16 protein-coding genes are annotated in these 15,546 nt (G+C 71.0%); 11 read left to right on the top strand and 5 right to left on the bottom strand.

Features of this window, described 5'->3' with window-relative positions:
* Nucleotides 1–451: 451 nt before the first annotated feature.
* Nucleotides 452–874: a hypothetical protein gene (locus J2S41_RS09715; RefSeq protein WP_310365778.1), complete on the top strand. Its 423-nt coding sequence runs from the start codon at nucleotides 452–454 to the stop codon at nucleotides 872–874.
* A gap of 273 nt (nucleotides 875–1,147) precedes the next feature.
* On the opposite strand, the gene J2S41_RS09710 is transcribed toward J2S41_RS09715, so the two are convergent.
* Nucleotides 1,148–2,122 carry a diacylglycerol/lipid kinase family protein gene (locus J2S41_RS09710; protein ID WP_310365776.1) on the bottom strand — a complete coding sequence of 325 codons (975 nt, stop codon included), beginning with the start codon at nucleotides 2,120–2,122 and terminating at the stop codon, nucleotides 1,148–1,150.
* 100 nt (nucleotides 2,123–2,222) lie between these two features.
* On the opposite strand from J2S41_RS09710, the gene J2S41_RS09705 reads away from it, so the two are divergent.
* The 4 genes from J2S41_RS09705 to J2S41_RS09690 are packed head-to-tail and all read left to right on the top strand — an operon-like array spanning nucleotide 2,223 to nucleotide 5,848.
* On the top strand, nucleotides 2,223–3,050 hold the full coding sequence (locus J2S41_RS09705) for an ABC transporter permease (protein WP_310365773.1): 828 nt from the start codon (nucleotides 2,223–2,225) through the stop codon (nucleotides 3,048–3,050).
* A gap of 22 nt (nucleotides 3,051–3,072) precedes the next feature.
* Nucleotides 3,073–4,119, top strand: coding sequence for a taurine ABC transporter substrate-binding protein (locus J2S41_RS09700; protein ID WP_310365770.1), 1,047 nt, complete (start codon nucleotides 3,073–3,075; stop codon nucleotides 4,117–4,119).
* A 30-nt stretch (nucleotides 4,120–4,149) separates the two neighbouring features.
* Nucleotides 4,150–4,947 carry an ABC transporter ATP-binding protein gene (locus J2S41_RS09695; protein ID WP_445343919.1) on the top strand — a complete coding sequence of 266 codons (798 nt, stop codon included), beginning with the start codon at nucleotides 4,150–4,152 and terminating at the stop codon, nucleotides 4,945–4,947.
* 40 nt (nucleotides 4,948–4,987) lie between these two features.
* The gene (locus J2S41_RS09690; protein WP_310365765.1) at nucleotides 4,988–5,848 is read left to right on the top strand and encodes a TauD/TfdA dioxygenase family protein; all 861 of its coding nucleotides are present in this window, start codon (nucleotides 4,988–4,990) and stop codon (nucleotides 5,846–5,848) included.
* Nucleotides 5,849–6,060: 212 nt separating this feature from the next.
* Here J2S41_RS09690 and J2S41_RS09685 read toward each other — a convergent pair whose 3' ends face one another.
* Nucleotides 6,061–6,789: an alpha/beta fold hydrolase gene (locus tag J2S41_RS09685; protein ID WP_310365763.1), complete on the bottom strand. Its 729-nt coding sequence runs from the start codon at nucleotides 6,787–6,789 to the stop codon at nucleotides 6,061–6,063.
* Between the two features lie 152 nt (nucleotides 6,790–6,941).
* Here J2S41_RS09685 and J2S41_RS09680 point away from each other — a divergent pair, with 152 nt between their 5' ends.
* Nucleotides 6,942–7,304, top strand: a complete 363-nt coding sequence (locus tag J2S41_RS09680) for an immunity 22 family protein (protein WP_310365759.1) — start codon at nucleotides 6,942–6,944, stop codon at nucleotides 7,302–7,304.
* A gap of 544 nt (nucleotides 7,305–7,848) precedes the next feature.
* Nucleotides 7,849–8,655 (top strand): class I SAM-dependent methyltransferase, encoded by an 807-nt coding sequence (locus J2S41_RS09675; protein WP_310365757.1) that lies wholly within the window; start codon nucleotides 7,849–7,851, stop codon nucleotides 8,653–8,655.
* 76 nt (nucleotides 8,656–8,731) lie between these two features.
* Here the strand turns inward: J2S41_RS09675 and J2S41_RS09670 are convergent, their stop codons facing one another.
* Complete coding sequence (locus tag J2S41_RS09670; protein ID WP_310365754.1) at nucleotides 8,732–9,472, bottom strand: GH25 family lysozyme; 741 nt, start codon at nucleotides 9,470–9,472, stop codon at nucleotides 8,732–8,734.
* Nucleotides 9,473–9,715: 243 nt separating this feature from the next.
* Entirely contained in the window at nucleotides 9,716–10,363 is a 648-nt protein-coding gene (locus J2S41_RS09665; protein ID WP_310365751.1) for a TetR/AcrR family transcriptional regulator, read from the bottom strand.
* 116 nt (nucleotides 10,364–10,479) lie between these two features.
* On the opposite strand from J2S41_RS09665, the gene J2S41_RS09660 reads away from it, so the two are divergent.
* From J2S41_RS09660 to J2S41_RS09650, 3 genes are all read left to right on the top strand, one after another.
* Entirely contained in the window at nucleotides 10,480–11,259 is a 780-nt protein-coding gene (locus J2S41_RS09660; RefSeq protein ID WP_310365747.1) for an SDR family NAD(P)-dependent oxidoreductase, read from the top strand.
* On the top strand, nucleotides 11,256–11,708 hold the full coding sequence (locus tag J2S41_RS09655) for a nitroreductase family deazaflavin-dependent oxidoreductase (RefSeq protein WP_310365744.1): 453 nt from the start codon (nucleotides 11,256–11,258) through the stop codon (nucleotides 11,706–11,708). Before J2S41_RS09660 ends, J2S41_RS09655 begins: the two co-directional genes overlap by 4 nt.
* Nucleotides 11,709–11,883: 175 nt before the next feature.
* Nucleotides 11,884–13,695 (top strand): NACHT domain-containing protein, encoded by a 1,812-nt coding sequence (locus tag J2S41_RS09650; RefSeq protein ID WP_310365740.1) that lies wholly within the window; start codon nucleotides 11,884–11,886, stop codon nucleotides 13,693–13,695.
* A 441-nt stretch (nucleotides 13,696–14,136) separates the two neighbouring features.
* Here J2S41_RS09650 and J2S41_RS09645 read toward each other — a convergent pair whose 3' ends face one another.
* Nucleotides 14,137–14,970 (bottom strand): LysR family transcriptional regulator, encoded by an 834-nt coding sequence (locus tag J2S41_RS09645; protein WP_310376336.1) that lies wholly within the window; start codon nucleotides 14,968–14,970, stop codon nucleotides 14,137–14,139.
* On the opposite strand from J2S41_RS09645, the gene J2S41_RS09640 reads away from it, so the two are divergent.
* Nucleotides 14,884–15,492 (top strand): DoxX family protein, encoded by a 609-nt coding sequence (locus J2S41_RS09640; RefSeq protein WP_310365737.1) that lies wholly within the window; start codon nucleotides 14,884–14,886, stop codon nucleotides 15,490–15,492. The genes J2S41_RS09645 and J2S41_RS09640 overlap by 87 nt on opposite strands.
* Nucleotides 15,493–15,546: the final 54 nt, after the last annotated feature.

The following is a 15,546-nucleotide window of genomic DNA, read 5'->3' as shown; positions in this document are numbered from 1 at the left end:
CTGTCCGAGATCACCGACTGGTTCCGGGCGCGGGGGGAACGTTTCGGCCACGCTCCAGATCGCGCCGGTCGCGCTCCCGGCGACCTGGCCGGCGCTCGCCGCCGCGCATGTCCTGAGTCCCGGCCCCCGCCGCTACCGCTTCGCCGGCCACCCTGCCGACGTTCCACCCCTGTCCGCGTCCTTCCGCCGGCACGCATCGCGCACCGGCCCGTGGTCCCGAGCCGCGCGTGCCGCCGGCGCCGGCGTCGGCGATCCCGGCGGCTCCGCCGGCTTCCGCGGTTCGGGGGACCGCGCCGGTTCTGCCGCCTTCGGCGGTTCTGGCGACTCCGCCGGGTCCACTGGTTCCGGCGGACCCGCCGCGAGCCGGCGGGAGAAGCCGGCGGCGGGCGGCGCCCCGGCGAATCATCGCGAAGCCGCCACCGCCACCGCCGTCGTCGCGATCGGCAGGGCCGTGCGTGGTGGGGAACTGACGATCGGGCCGGTTCCGGAGGATCAGCATCTGGACGCGGCCGCGCTGCTGCTGCACTCACTCGGGATGATCGAGGCCGATCTGCTGGAGATGTATGCCGCCGCCTTCACCCGGCCGGACATCCGCGTCCATGCGGTCTGGGACGGCCCCCTGATGATCGCCGCCGGCTGGGTCTTCCTGCACGGCGACGCCGCGCTGCTGGCCGGCGCCGCCACCCGCCGCGGCCACCGCCACCGCGGCGCGCACACCGCCCTGATCGCGACCCGCGCCGAAGCCGCCCGCGACGCCGGCGCTGCCTGGCTGCTCGCCCACACCACCGGCACCGCCGCGCACGGCACCCTGCACCGCGCCGGCCTGGCCCTCACCCACTCCCACCGCGACTGGCTCTGGTCCACCGGCTCGTGACCGCGGGCCAGGCCGCGACCGCACTCCCGGCGCGGGCCGGCCGCCGGCGGACGGCAGCGACCGCGCGGGCCGGCCGCCGGCGGACGGCAGCGACCGCGCGGGCCGGGCGCCGGCGGACGGCAGTGATCGCGCGGGCGGTCTCGGCGGGCGAGCGGTGGACGCGGCTGGATCGGAACGCCGCGACCGGATCGCCGAGCGGGCCGTGCCGGGTCGGAGCGGCCCGGCACGAACGGAACAAGCCCCGCCGGGCCCGCGCGGGCGTGGCTGGATCGGTTACGCCTTCTTGACCAGGCGCTTGGCGCGCTCCGCCGCCGCGTCGGCGTCGTTGGTGAGGTCGGGGTGGTCGGCGGGCTGGGGGACGCACAGCCACAGTGCCTTGGGGAGCACCTCCACGTCGAGGCCCCGCCCCGGGGCGATCAGGTCGCCGTCGAGCTGGCGGGGCTCGGTGTGGCGGGCGGTGACGGAGACGCGGGTGCCGCGGAAGACCTCCAGCGCCGGTACGCGGTCCCGCCGCCGCATGACCGCCCACGCCATCGCGGCCCACTGGGCCAGTGTGCGCGGCGACAGCACGGCCACGTCGAGTTTGCCGTCCGCCGGGTCGGCGGCCTCCAGCAGCCGGACGCCGCCCTGGAGCCGGCCCACGTTGGCGATCAGCACCGTCTTGGCGCGACGGTGGAACGGCGTACCCCCGTCGATGCTGATCGTGACGCGCATCGGCCGGTCACCGAGGTGCTTGACCGCGCCGATGATGTAGGCGGGCCAGCCGATCCTGGCCTTCGTGGTCTCGGACGTGGAGTCGAGCATCTTCGCGTCGAAGCCGAGGCCGGCCATGACCGCGAAGCAGGAGTCCTCGGTGCGGCCGACGTCGAGCCGCCGCAGCCCGCCCTCGATGGCGACGCCGAGCCCGGCGGTCAGGTCGGTGGAGAGGCCGAGGTTGGCCGCGAGCAGGTTGCCGGTGCCGGCCGGCAGGATGGCGAGTGCCACGTCGGTGCCGGCGAGCGCGGTGATGCAGGCCATCACGGTGCCGTCGCCGCCGGCCGCGAACACGACCTCCGCGCCGTCCTCGATCGCCCGGGCGGCCTGTCCGCGGCCGGGGTCCTCGGGCGTGGTCTCGTGCCACACCGGCGCGGGCCAGCCGGCGCGGGTGAGCGTCTGCGTGACGGTCTCCCGGAACGCGTCGAGGTCGGGGACCTTGACGGGGTTGACCACGACCGCGCAGGCGGCGGGGACGTTCAGTTCCGTGGGCACGTGTTCCTCCTGGTCAGCCGGCGCCGGACAGATACCCCGAGGGAGGGTGCCGCACACCTGCCCGTTGCCTAATCCCGATTAATCCGATAGGAATATCAGGGTGACCGCCGTACTGGAGACCACGGCGCCGCCGTCCGCCGGCGCGCCCGTGACCACGAGACCGGCCCGCCGCCGGCACATAGCGCTGCGGCTGCTGGCCGTCGCCGTCCTGTTCGCCCTCTGGGAGTTCACCGCCTGGTTCATGCGGAATCCGACGTTCATCCCGTCGCCCGCGGCGGTCTGGCACCAATTGATCGTCACCTCGACCGACGGCTACAGCGGCCACCTGCTGATCGAGCACCTCGGCGTGAGCCTGCGCCGCATCCTGATCGGCTCCGTGATCGGCGTCGCGGCCGGCCTGGTGCTCGGCGTGGTGATGGGCACGGTCGGCTGGGTGCGCGTGGTCACCGAACCGGTGGTCACGTTCGTGCGGGCGCTGCCGCCCCTGGCGTACTTCAGCCTGTTCATCATCTGGTTCGGCATCGACGAGACGCCGAAGCTGTGGCTGCTGTCGATCGCGGCGCTGCCGCCGGTCGCGGTGGCCACCGCCGCTGCCGTGCACGCGGCGCCGACCGGCCTGGTCGAGGCGGCCCGCGCGCTCGGCGCCGGGCGCCTCCAGGTGGTGACGGACGTGGTGCTCCCGCACGCGCTGCCGGAGATCGTGACCGGCATCCGGCTGGCGGTCGGCATCGCGTACTCGTCCGTGGTCGCGGCCGAGACGATCAACGGCGTGCCCGGCATCGGCGGCATGGTCCGCGACGCCCAGCGCTACTCCCAGACCGACGTGGTCGTGCTCGGCCTCTTCGCGATCGGCCTCTCCGGCCTGCTCATCGACGCGCTGCTGCGGCAGGCCGAGCGCCGGCTCATCCCGTGGCTCGGCCACGCCTGAAAACCCATCGGAAGGTACGAACATGCACAGCTTGAAGCGTTCCATAGCCGCCGCGGCCGTCGTCCTGCTGTCGGCCGGCGCGTGCGGCGACGGCGCCGCGAGCCAGGGCCGGGGCGGCGGTGGCGACGCGGCGGACCGGAGCATCCGGATCGCCTACCAGGCGTTCCCCAGTGGCGACCTGATCGTCAAGAACCAGGGGCTGCTGGAGAAGGCACTGCCCGACTACGAGATCACCTGGACCAAGTTCGACTCCGGCGCCAGCATCAACACCGCGTTCGTGGCCGGCAGCGTGGACATCGCCGCGATCGGCTCCAGCCCGGTCGCGCGCGGCCTCTCCGCGCCGCTCAACATCCCGTACCAGGTGGCGTTCGTGCTGGACGTGGCCGGGGACAACGAGGCGCTGGTCGCGCGCAACGACAGCGGCATCACGGACGTGGCCGGGCTGCGGGGCAAGAAGGTCGCCACCTCGTTCGCGTCCACCTCGCACTACAGCCTGCTCGCGGCGCTGCACCAGGCCGGGCTGAAGGAGTCCGACCTGACCATCGTGGACCTGGAGCCGCAGGACATCCAGGCCGCGTGGACGCGCGGCGACCTGGACGCGGCCTACACCTGGCTGCCCACGCTGGACGCGCTCAAGAAGGACGGCACGGTCCTGATCACCAGCCGTGAGCTGGCCACGGCCGGCAAGCCCACGCTCGACCTGGGCGTGGTCTCCACCGCGTTCATCGAGGCGCACCCGGAGGCGGTGGACGCCTGGCGCAAGGCGGAGGCGCAGGCGCTGGATCTGATCGCGAGCGATCCGGGCGCGGCGGCGCAGGCGGTCGGCGCGGAACTCAACATCAGCCCGGAGGACACGCGGCACCAGCTCAGCCAGGGCGTGTTCCTGAAGCCGGCCGACCTCGCCACGCCGGAGTGGCTCGGCACCGAGGGCGCGCCCGGCAAGCTCGCGGACAACCTGGTCGCGGCCGCGCAGTTCCTCCACGACCAGAAGAAGATCGACGCGGTCCCGGACCTGGCCACCGTGCAGAGGTCCATCTACGTGAAGGGGCTGCCCGGTGTCCTCGCCTGATCGAGTCAATACGTCAACATGTACGGGTAGATGGACATGACGGACGCCATCAACACGACGACCGCGGCCGTCGACATCGACGACGTGACCCATGTGTACGGGCACGGCGCCGCCGCGGTCACCGCGGTCGGCCCGGTCAGCCTGCGCGTGCCGCCGGGCGAGTTCCTGGTGCTGGTCGGTGCGTCCGGGTGCGGCAAGAGCACGCTGCTGCGCCTGATCGCGGGCTTCGAGGAACCCACCACCGGCACGGTACGCACCGCGGGCGAGCCCCCTCGTCCCGGCCGTGGCGCCGGGCTGGTCTTCCAGCAGCCGCGGCTCTTCCCGTGGCGTACCGTCGGCGGCAACGTGGACCTGGCACTGCGCTACGCCGGGGTGCCGCGCGAGGAGCGGGCACGCCGCATCCCGGAGCTGCTGGCCCGCGTCGGCCTGCACGACGTGGCCCGCCGCCGGGTCTGGCAGATCTCCGGCGGCCAGCAGCAGCGCGTCGCGATCGCCCGCGCGATGGCGGTGGACAACCCGCTGCTGCTGCTCGACGAGCCGTTCGCCGCGCTGGACGCGCTCACCCGGGAACGCCTCCAGGAGGACCTCCGCCGCGTCGACCGGACCAGCGTCTTCGTCACGCACAGCGTGGACGAGGCGGTGTTCCTCGGCACCCGCGTGGTGGTGCTCTCCAGCCGGCCCGGCCGGGTCGCGCTGGACCTGCCGATCCCGCTCCCCCGCACCGGCGCGGAGCCGGACGAGTTGCGCGGCTCGCCGGAGTTCGCCGCGCTGCGCGCCGAGATCGGCCACGCCGTCCGGACCGCCGCCGGAAACCACACTCAGTCGTGAGGAAGCAGTCCTCACGCCGTACCCGCGAAGGGGTTGTGTCATGACCGCGACCACAGTGGAGCTCCGGCTCGACCCGCTCGGCCCGCGCTTCGGCGCGGACGTGCTCGGACTCGACCTGGCCCGGGCCAGCGACGAGGAGATCGTGGCGGTCCGTGCCGCGCTGGTCGACCGCAAGGTGCTGTTCTTCCGCAACCAGAGCCTGGACGTGGACGGGCAGGTGCGCCTCGGCAACCGGCTCGGCGAACTGACCGCCTCGCACCCGGTGATCGGCCCGCTCAGCGAGCGGCACCAGGAGATCTACGCGATCGACAGCGCGGACAACGGCTTCGCGGACGTCTGGCACACGGACGTCACGTTCGTGCGCCGGCCCCCGATGGGCTCGATCCTGCGCGCGGTCACGCTCCCGCCCAGCGGCGGCGACACCAGCTGGGCCGACTCGCAGCTCGCGTACGAGTCGCTGCACCCGGGCGTACAGCGGCTGGTGGACGGGCTGACCGCCGTGCACGACGGCAACCGGGAGTTCGGGTACTACCTGGCGCAGCGCCGCAACGGCCGCGGCAACGAGTGGGACGGCGAGATCGTCACCCGGCTCGACCCGGTGGAGCACCCGGTGGTGCGCGTGCACCCGGAGACCGGCCGCAAGGGGATCTTCGTCAACCCCGGCTTCACGTCGCACATCGTGGGCGTGTCCGACGCGGAGTCACGCGCGATCCTGGACCTTCTCTACGCCCACCTGACCAAGCCGGAACACATCGTCCGGCACCGCTGGCAGCCCGGCGACGTGGCCATGTGGGACAACCGCAGCACGTCCCACTACGCCAACCGCGACTACGGCGGCACCCGCCGCGTCATGCACCGCATCACCCTCCGCGGCGACGCCCCGGTGGGCCCCGCCGCCTGACGCCGGCCACGCCGTGATCCGGGCGCCGACGTGACGCCCGGTTCACGGTCCCGCGGCTCACGGCCGCCTGGTTCACGGTCGCGCTGCTCACGACCCCGCGGCTCACGGTTCCGCGGATCACGGCCCCGCGGATCACCGCCGCGCGGGGTCACCGCCGCGCGGGGTCACCGCCGCGCGGGGTCACCGCCGCGCGGGGTCACCGCCGCGCGGGGTCACGGTCGCGTGGTGAGGAACGGCAGCACCGCGTCTTGGAACGCGGCCGGCGCGGTGCTGTGCACGCGATGTCCGGCCGGGATGGTGAGCAGGCGGCCGTCCGGGAGCGCACGGGCCAGCGCCGCCAGTCGCTCGGCGGAGACGTGGCTGCGCGGCCCACCGCCGATCACCAGCGTCGGCGCGGTGATCAGCGGGACGCGGTCCCACCAGCCCGGATCCGGCGCGCGCAACTGCCGGACCGCGGCGGCGAGCGCGCGCCCGTCGAAGCCACCGCGCCGCACCAGCATGCCGACCCAGGGCAGCAGCAGTTGCCGGGCGGGCAGGCTGCGCACGCCCGCGGTGCCGGACGGCGCGGGCGGATCCTCCAGCACGAGCCGGCCGACACGGTCCGGTGCCGCCTGCGCCACGAGCGTCGCGGTGTGGCCGCCCAGGGAGTGCCCGACCAGCGACACCCGCCCGAGGCCCAGCGCGTCCATGGCGGCGAGCACGTCGTCCCGGAACGCGGCCAGCGGATAGTCCCGGGTGCGCGCGCTGCCGCCGTGCCCGCGCAGATCCAGCGCGATCGCACGCTGCCCCGCCGCCGCGAGCGACATGGCGAACGCGTCCCAGGTGGCCGCGCGACTGCCGCCCCCGTGCAGCAGCACCACCGGTGGCGCACCGGCGTCACCCGCCGTCCGGAAGGCGATCGTCACCCCACCCGCGTCGACCGTACCGGTGCTGATCGCCATCGCGCGCCCCCATCTTCGACGTCTGCCCTCTGCGGGGGGAGCATGGCACGATGTCCCGCCGGCCAGACTCGTCGCGGTGCTCGCCGGATAGACACGCGGCGGATCCGGACGCCCTCGCTGCATGGCGGGTCCACGATTCCTAGGATCGGGACATGGCCGTCGTGCACGTCTTCGTCGCCACCGGCCGGTTCGCGTCGGAGGAGGAGTTGTGGGCCTTCGTGGAGCCGGCCTACACCACCGATGGCGACGCGGTCTCATCGCCATTCATGCGGGAGATCGCCCTCGACGGGTACGAACCCGCCGCCATCGAGGCGGTGCACGCGGCATCGGTCGTACCCGTTCGGCACTTGCTCCGGGAGGCGTCCTGGGCCGAACAATGGGTCGCCGATCTCGACCCGGCCCTTCGCGCCGACGCCGCGATCTGCGTCTTCCCACCGAATCTGATCGCCGCACCGCATGAGTCATCACTGGAGTACTGCGGCGCCCTCACCTACGGGCCCACCCAGAACTCATGATGGCGAGACGGCATCCGATCTGTTGTGGAGCGGCGTGTCGGCGGATCGCGGCATGTGGCCACGGCTTCCGCGGAATCGTCGAGCACGGACCCGTGTGCGGCGACAATTCCCTTCCACCCCGCCGGACCGGCGCCCTACGGTACGGCCGTGAACTCCGCGAACCGCCGGTCCTGGGCGGGCCAGGACCTGCGCCGTCGGACGCTGGACCGCTATCGCGTCAAGTCCTGTGACGTCCGCGGCGCCGGCCTGCGCGGGGTGTCGTTCTCCGGCTGTGACCCGCGGGGGGCCGGCCTGTGCGACACGGACCTGTCCTACGCCAGAAAGGGCGCGGACCGGAAAGCCTATGGGACCAACTCGTACCCATGCTCATTTGCGCGGCCGTCGCTTACCTGCCGGAAGCCGCCAGCGCGCCGTCGATGTCTCGGTATCAATCGTTGCTACGGCAATCACCGTATCGGCGATACGGACCATCCGGTTCCTGATCCGGAGGCGTCTCCCACGCTCGACATAGACGGGCATGCGACGCGAGGGGTACCGTTCCGGCGTGAAACTCGTCGGAGTCCAGAAGACTCTCAGTCCCGTTCTCAAGGCGAAGGCTCTGGACAACCGGCTGCCGGTCCCGATTCTCGGCGACGCCTACGCCGAGCGGGTTATGCGCCGCCTCGACCCGGCCTACGACAGCGGGAGATTCGGCGCCAGCCAACTCGGTCTGGCCGCCGTGGTGCGGGCCAAGGTTCTCGACGACTGGGCCCGGAGCTTCCTGGCCGATCACCCCGAGGCGGTCGTGTTGAACCTCGGTTGCGGCCTGGACGCACGGGTGTACCGGATCGATCCGGCCGCCACCGTGGAGTGGTATGACCTCGACTATCCCGGCGTCATGGACCTCCGGCGGCAATTCCTGCCGGCACGTCAGCATTGCACCCCGATCGGCTCCGACGTCACCGACCTCGGGTGGCTGACGCGTGTTCGCCACGATGTGCCGGTGCTGGTCATCGCCGAGGGACTGATCCCCTACCTGACGGAGGCTGGCGCGCGGCTGCTGCTGACCAGCATCGTGGACGCCTTTCCCGCCGGACAGCTCGAGTTCGACACGGTTTCCGTTGCGGCGTGGCGGGCCGCGAGATGGGACCCTCTAGGGCGAAAGTACAACGCCCAGTTCCATTGCGGCTTCGACGATCCGGCCGCGCTCGCCGATTGGCACCCCCGCCTGGAGTACGTCGACGAGGCGCCGATGAATGACTCGCCGGAGTTGATGGCCAAGGCGCCCGCGACGATACGGCGCGTGTATCGCCTCATGAATCTGGTGCCGGCCTTCAAACGGTCCAGCCGCATCCTGCGGTTCCGATTCTGACGCGTCGACGGCCGGCACTGCTGCGGGGGTGTGCCGCCCGGGCGGCACACCCCCGATCGGTGTGATTCGTTGCCGGTCAGGCGACGTTCACGAAGGTGTTCAACTGTTGCTGGCTGCCGTTGAAGCGGTCCAGGTCGACGTCTCCGACGATGCCCAGTACGGAACCCTCCCAGTCGTACTGCCAGAAGGTGTACCTGCTCCAGCCGTCCGGGACCTGGGGGCTGGAGTCGGGCTCGGCGTGCCAGAGCGGGTTGGACGCGGCGAACGCGGAGCTCCCGCCCGTGCACTGGTTCCACCAGTCCCGGTTCGTGTAGATCACGGCCTCCCGGCCGGTGCGTGCCTGGTACCGGTCGGTGAACTGGCGGATCCACTGCACCATCTGCGCGTGCGTCTTCCCGGAGCAGTTGCCCTCCAGGTCAAGGGCACCGGGCAGGGTACGGCCGTCCGGAGTCCAGCCGCCGCCGTTGTCGATGAAGTAGTCGGCCTGAGCCGCCCCGTCCGTCATGGACGGCCGGGCGAAGTGGTACGCACCGCGGATCATCCCGACGAGCGCAGCCTGGGTGTAGTTGAGGTCGAACATGGGATCCTGGAAATTGTTTCCCTCGGTGGCCTTGATGTAGGCGAACCGCTTGCTGAGCGCGACGGTCGCCCAGACGATCACCCCTTGGTGGTGCGACACGTCGATGCCCTCCACGGTCTGGAGGACCTGGGGCGGATCGACGGTGGCCGACTCGGCCGCGTTGGCGGTGCCGGACGCGACGACGAGACCTAACGTCGCGGTCGCGGCCACGGCGGCCATGATTCTTGGGATACGCATCGAGCTACCTTCCCCGTGCGGTAGTGATGGTTTTCCGCCCGTACCGCTCGTCGCCGACAGCCACCGATGAGACTTCGGCACATCGAGATTCCGGGCGGGCTCGCCGGTCGCTACCGGCGGCTGTCACCCTGCCTACCAGGATCGGTTTGTTCGGCGTCGACGGCGACCACACGAACAACCAATCGGCGAACAAAGCGGACGGTCGCCTGCCGCCCGGAAAGGCCGATTCCGTTGCCGGGAGGTTCAGCGGCCCCGCGCATTCTCCACAGCGGGTCCGGTGCCATACCGCGCGACCATGGTACGGACGGCCTCCTCCACCACCGCGGTCGTGCGGGCAGGCGTCACCGTCCAGCCCGGGAGCACCAGGCTCGGCCAGAACAGGTAGTTGGAGATCATGCCGAGAAACTGCGTGGCGGCCATCTTCGGGTCGGCGATGTCCGCGGCCCCCGCCTCGTGCTCGGCCGTGAGGTAGGTCTGAACGGACTCGAAGTACGGCAGTTTGCCCTGCGAGAAATGCGCTTTGGCCAGTTCGGGAAAGCGTGGCAGTTCGGCGATGACGATGCGAAACAGATCGGCCATCCCCGGCTGGCTCAACAGCGTCGCGTAACGCCGTCCCAGAATCGTCAGGCCGGCCGTCAGGTCACCGGCGGGCGGCACGTCGGCGACGTCGTTCTCGGCCCACGAGTCGATGACGATGGCGTCGAACAACGCCGCCTTCGTCGGAAACTGCTTGAACAGCGTGGCCTTGGACACGCCGGCGCTGTCGGCGACGCGCGCCAGTGACACGCGGTCGTAGCCGAACTCGAGGAAAAGCTCGGTGGCGGCCCGCACGATGAGCGCGCGCTTCTCCTCCGCCACGCGCTGGTGATAGGCCGACGGCGCTGGGGTCATGCGCCCATCATAGCGAGGTGAGTGGGTTGACTCACCACTCGACGGGGGCGTAGCGTCGGCGTGGTGAGTCGTTCGACTCACCACTCGTCCCTCGTCCCTACCCAGGAGGATTCTTGATGTCTCGCTTCGCCGATCAGACCGTTCTCGTGACCGGCGGCACCGGCGGGCAGGGCGCCAGCCACGTTCGCGCCCTGCATGCCGAGGGTGCCAACGTCGTCATCGGTGGCCTCGACGCCGAGCGTGGCGCCGCCCTCGCCGCCGAGCTGGGAGACGGGGCGCGTTTCGTCCACCTCGACGTGTCCCGGGAGGAGTCGTGGGACGCCGCCGTAGCGGAGACCGAGAGGGCCTTCGGTGCGCTCACGATCCTGGTCAACAACGCCGGGGTGCAGAACCCGCCGGCCCTCATCGAGTCCACCGACCGGGCTACCTGGGCCCGCATCCTCGACGTCAATCTGACCGGCACGTTCCTCGGGATCAAGGCCGCCGCCCCGGCGCTGCGGCGCGCGGGAGGCGGAGTGATCGTCAACATCGGCTCCACCATGGGCATCGGCGGGACCGCCCGCTACGCGCCCTACGTCGCCAGCAAGTGGGCGATTCGCGGGCTCACGCGCACCGCCGCCCTCGAGTTGGGCCGCGACAACATCCGCGTCAACGCGATCCATCCCGGCGTCATAGCCACCCCGTTCATCACCGAGCCGGCGGCCGGCAGCGACGCTCCGATCGCCGACTTCTACTCGCCGGAACCGTTCGCCGTCCCACGACTCGGGCAGCCCGCCGACGTCACCGCGCTGCTGTTGTTCCTCACCTCGCCGCACGCGGCCTTCATCACCGGCGCCGAGTACGTCATCGACGGCGGCCTGCTCCTCGGCCCCGCACTGCAGAAGGAAGCCGCATGAATCCCACGGACCGGCGCCGCACGCCCGACCCGCTGGCACACCTGCCGCACGAGATCAGGCGCGCCATCGAGATCACGCCCGCGGCCGGAACCCGCGACCGCATCGTGGACATCACCACCATCGGCCGGCGTACCGGACGACCCCGCCGCATCGAGATCTTCTTCTACCGCGCGCACGGCGCGACATACCTGTGCAGCGGAGCAGGCGGAGGACCGACCGGTTGGTACGCGAACCTGCGGGCGAACCCCGCTTTCACCGTCCACCTCAAGAACGGCATCAGAGCGGACCTGCCGGCGCACGCGACCACCGTCACCGATCCGGCGGAACGGGCCGCGGTGATCGCGGCCATCGTCGACGACCTCAACCAGCCCCACGACCCCGGCACCATTCGGCCGACCCGGCTGGCCGACTGGGCCACCAGCAGACTCATGCGGATCGACTTCGACTGAGCCGCCTCACGTCATCCGCTGAATCCCGGTGGCGTTGTCAGCCGGCGATCCGCCCCTCCGCCTTCGCCGAGCATCTCGACGTCGGCGTGCCGGGTTCGTGGGCGCTTCGTCCTGGTCAGGGTCTCGTACCATCTGGGGCATGCGTGCCAGTCGACAGCTCGCCCGGTTCTGAGTAATGGCCTCCCGAGTCGCGCGCCGGCTGCGGCGCTGGATTGTGGGCCTGCTGGCCGCCGCGGCGGCAGTCACCCTCGGTGCGCTCGCGATCCCCTTCCTCAACGCCTACCGCGTCGAGGAGTCGCTGCCGAACAGAGCCGGCTACCTCGGCACGCTGCTCGCCCTGCTCAGTGTGATCATCGTTCTGATCCAGTTCCTGGTGCGCTGGTCACGGCATCGCGAGGGCGTCGCGGAGCTGACCGTTCGCCTCCGCCAAGCGGTCGGCCGTGACCTGCAGAGCCGCCTTGAGCACATGCGGCACGCCGCCGAGGACATCACGCTGCTCTACCGAGAGGACGGGGGCGGTGCGCGGGTAGTCCGAGAGGCTCTGGTCGAAGCGATGGTGGGCAGGAGCGCCCGGGTGGTCATCCTGGCCGATCCGGGCCGGGGCAAGTCCTACAGCACCCTCCAGATCGGACTCGATATCGCGCGCGAGCACGATTCGCTGATCCCGCTGGTGGTGCCGCTCAGCCGCTGGACCGACGGAGAGGACATCGGCTCCTGGCTGGCCCGGTTCATCGCCGACGAGTTCAAGGTGGACGGCCGTACGGCGGGAGAGCTTGTCGAAAGCGGCGCCGTGCTGCCGCTGTTCGATGGTGTCGACGAACTGGTCGCCGACGACCGAGAGGTGGTGCCGGCCGAGTGGTTCCTTCGACGTCTCGCGGATTGGCGCACCCGGGGCGAGCGCGGTCCGTGCCTCCTGACCAGCCGCCGCGGGGTGTGGAACTCCCTTCCCGAGGAGACCCGCGGTCACCATGCGATGGACGTCTATACCATCCTTCCGGTAGGCCGTGAGGACGCGATCACCTTCCTGTCGCGGTCCATCGTCCGCGCGGACGGTCTCTCCGCTGCCCGGCGCATGGCCGATTCCCTACAGCATCAGGTGCTCGCAAGCCCGTGGCAGCTCAGCCTGGTTGCCGCACTGGCCCGCAGCCGGTTGGACACAGATCCGAAAACGCGTACGAACCTCGTCACCGAGGCGGAGGCGGCCGACTTCCGATCGCTCGTCGCACACTTCGTCGCCGCGGTGAGCACCACGAGAGGCGCGCTCCCCAGGCGGCTGCTCGACGTCCTTGATCTTTGGTGGCTGTCCCGTTACGCCACATATCTGAAGGAGAATGAGAAGACGCACGGCGTCCTGGACGGCCGGGTCCTGCCCGCACGAGACATCGTGCTGCACCGGCTGTGGCCGATCGCCGGGCGGCGAGCCCCGCGCATCGTCGACCTCGTCCTGTGTGCCGCGCTGTCCGCGCCCGGGTTCATCTGGGGCTTCGGCTTCTTCTGGCCGTACGGCTGGTTCGCGCGCGTTCTGCTGCTGGTGGGCGGCCTCATCTGGATCGTCATGCTCGTCCGCACCAGCCTCAAGCCGTGGGTTGCGGCGGCCACGCCGGACTGGACCCGGTTGAGCGACCCACGGTTCTTCCTCCGCCAGAACGGTGCCGCGCTGGCCATCGGGGCGGCGGCATGGCTGGTGCTGGGCGCGTGGGCGGCGGCCTTGGTCGCTTTCGCCACCGCGTGGCTCGCCATCGGGCTGTCCGTCGGATTCGGCCAGACACTCGCCGCCAGCACCCGGCCGGAGGTCGTCGGCCCACTGGGCGTGCTGCGCAGGGAACGTCAGGTCGCACGGCTGTCCGCCGCGGCGGTTTCCCGCTGCTCGCCTGGGGCTTCAGCGTATCGTGGGGACCGGTGTGGGGCATCGGGCTCGCCGTGGCGTATTGCGTCGTTGTCGGCGAGACGGTTGCCTCCGCGCTCGGCCGCCGGTACCTCGCGATGATCATCGTCTCGGCCTTCCGCTTGCCGATCGCTCCCGCCCGCAGCCTCCAGCGCATGTGTGATCTGGGATTTCTTCGCCCGGCGGGCATCGCGTACCAGTTTCGCCACGACGACCTGCGCGACCACTTCGCCGCGCACCACAACGCTCGCGCTCACCTCCGTAACGCGATCGCCCCCTCGTCCAGGGCGCGTCTCCCGAGACGTCCCGTCGAGTAGTTCGCCGAGCCTTCCCCCAGCCGGACCGTAGTCGGCCACAGCATGCACGGTCCGGCCATCGTCGGCATCGACCGAGGTCGCCATGGCCGTGTGCGGTGCCGTCGGGCTCTTCGATCGACGACGCGGTCGTGCGCTTCACCGGCCTGCGAGAGGTGCGCGGAGCCTCGGCGAGGAGGCCGACGGGTGTGACCGCTCGGCCGGGAACGCGCCATGATCGAAGGTCACGCTAGGTCGTGGCCGCGGCGCAACTACGGACGAACGCGTGGACTGCGGAATCTTCGCCGGCGTCCGGCATCCAGGCGACCGCGACCCGGCTCTCGATCAATCCGGCGACCGGTATGAAGACGACACCGGGGCGAGCGTAATAGCGGGCCGCCGATGCGGGGGCAAGTGCGATGCCAGCTCCGTTGGCGATGGCGCTCAACCATTCGTCGGGGTGGTCGGCGACGGCTCCGATGCGGACGGGACGGCCTTCGCGCTGGGCTGTCGCGAGCCAATAGTCGCGCCACCCGTGCGGATCCGCGGGAGCAGCCACGAACGACTCATCCCATAGTTCATGGAACTCGATCCGGCTCCGTGCCGCCAACGCATGCCCGGCGGGAAGGGCGACCCCACGAGGTTCAGCGAACAGTTCGAGGACCCGTAGACGATGCTGGCCGGGGCAGGGCAGCCGAAGGAAGGCCACGTCGACCTCGCCGGTGAGCAGCCCGGCGGTCGGGTTGGACCAGGCGGCCTGCCGCATCTCGACACGCCAGCCGGGGTGGTCACGGGTGAACGCCGCGATGATCTGGGGCGTGGCTTCGTTGGCGGCGCTGGCCAGGAAGCCGACCCGCAGCACCCGGGAACCCCGCCGGGCCGCACACTCGACATCTTCCACCGCCGCGTCCCAGCCGGTCAGCAGAGCAGGGATGCGCTCGGCCAGCACCCGTCCGGGCGGTGTCAGGGTCATGCCGGCTCGCGATCGGACGAACAGGTGAACGCCGAGCCGCTCCTCGAGCTGCCTGATCTGCTTCGTGAGCGCCGGCTGGGAGACGAAGAGACGCTGGGCGGCACGGGTCAGGTTTCCCTCCTCGGCTACGGCGGCGAAGTTCCGAAGCAGTCGGGTATCGACATCCATGCCGGCAGGTTATCGAAGAAGGAATTGGACGGCCATCAACTATTCCCCGAGTCTGGTACCGACCACCTGGCGCCGAAAAGGGGACGCGTGATGCATATTTACTATTCCGTGGTCACGATCATCGCGATAATCGCCAACGCCGGGATCGCGATCGCCGACCTCGCCGAGGCGAAATTCGTCGTTGCCAACTCGGCCGAGGTCGGGGTTCCGTCGGCGTGGCTGCCGTTTCTGGCCGCTCTGAAGCTGGCCGGAGCGGCCGGTCTGCTGGTAGGCATGCTCGGATGGGAGCCGATCGGGTTAGCAGCGGCCGTGGGACTCGTGCTGTTCTTCGCCGGGGCGATCGTTGCCCATATTCGCGCACAGGTCTACCACAACATAGCGTTCCCGGCCGCCTACCTCGTCCTTGCGAGCGCCGCCCTCGCCCTCTCGGTAGCAGCTGGCCGGGTTGACGGTTGGAGCAATTGAGAGCCACGACCTATGCTGGCCCGATGGCCGATATCGCCGAAGAGGCGCTCACAG

This window comes from Catenuloplanes atrovinosus (assembly GCF_031458235.1).
Lineage (GTDB): Bacteria > Actinomycetota > Actinomycetes > Mycobacteriales > Micromonosporaceae > Catenuloplanes > Catenuloplanes atrovinosus.
Note: the sequence above shows the minus strand (reverse complement) of the source record. Positions and strands in the feature narration are given on the sequence as shown.

Bases quoted from the DNA above. Each gene is read 5' to 3' on its own strand.
- J2S41_RS09700 (WP_310365770.1), top strand. From the start codon at position 3,073: ATGCACAGCTTGAAGCGTTCCATAGCCGCCGCGGCCGTCGTCCTGCTG.
- J2S41_RS09695 (WP_445343919.1), top strand. From the start codon at position 4,150: ATGGACATGACGGACGCCATCAACACGACGACCGCGGCCGTCGACATC.
- J2S41_RS09690 (WP_310365765.1), top strand. From the start codon at position 4,988: ATGACCGCGACCACAGTGGAGCTCCGGCTCGACCCGCTCGGCCCGCGC.
- J2S41_RS09685 (WP_310365763.1), bottom strand. From the start codon at position 6,789: ATGGCGATCAGCACCGGTACGGTCGACGCGGGTGGGGTGACGATCGCC.
- J2S41_RS09680 (WP_310365759.1), top strand. From the start codon at position 6,942: ATGGCCGTCGTGCACGTCTTCGTCGCCACCGGCCGGTTCGCGTCGGAG.
- J2S41_RS09670 (WP_310365754.1), bottom strand. From the start codon at position 9,472: ATGCGTATCCCAAGAATCATGGCCGCCGTGGCCGCGACCGCGACGTTA.
- J2S41_RS09665 (WP_310365751.1), bottom strand. From the start codon at position 10,363: ATGACCCCAGCGCCGTCGGCCTATCACCAGCGCGTGGCGGAGGAGAAG.
- J2S41_RS09660 (WP_310365747.1), top strand. From the start codon at position 10,480: ATGTCTCGCTTCGCCGATCAGACCGTTCTCGTGACCGGCGGCACCGGC.
- J2S41_RS09655 (WP_310365744.1), top strand. From the start codon at position 11,256: ATGAATCCCACGGACCGGCGCCGCACGCCCGACCCGCTGGCACACCTG.
- J2S41_RS09650 (WP_310365740.1), top strand. From the start codon at position 11,884: ATGGCCTCCCGAGTCGCGCGCCGGCTGCGGCGCTGGATTGTGGGCCTG.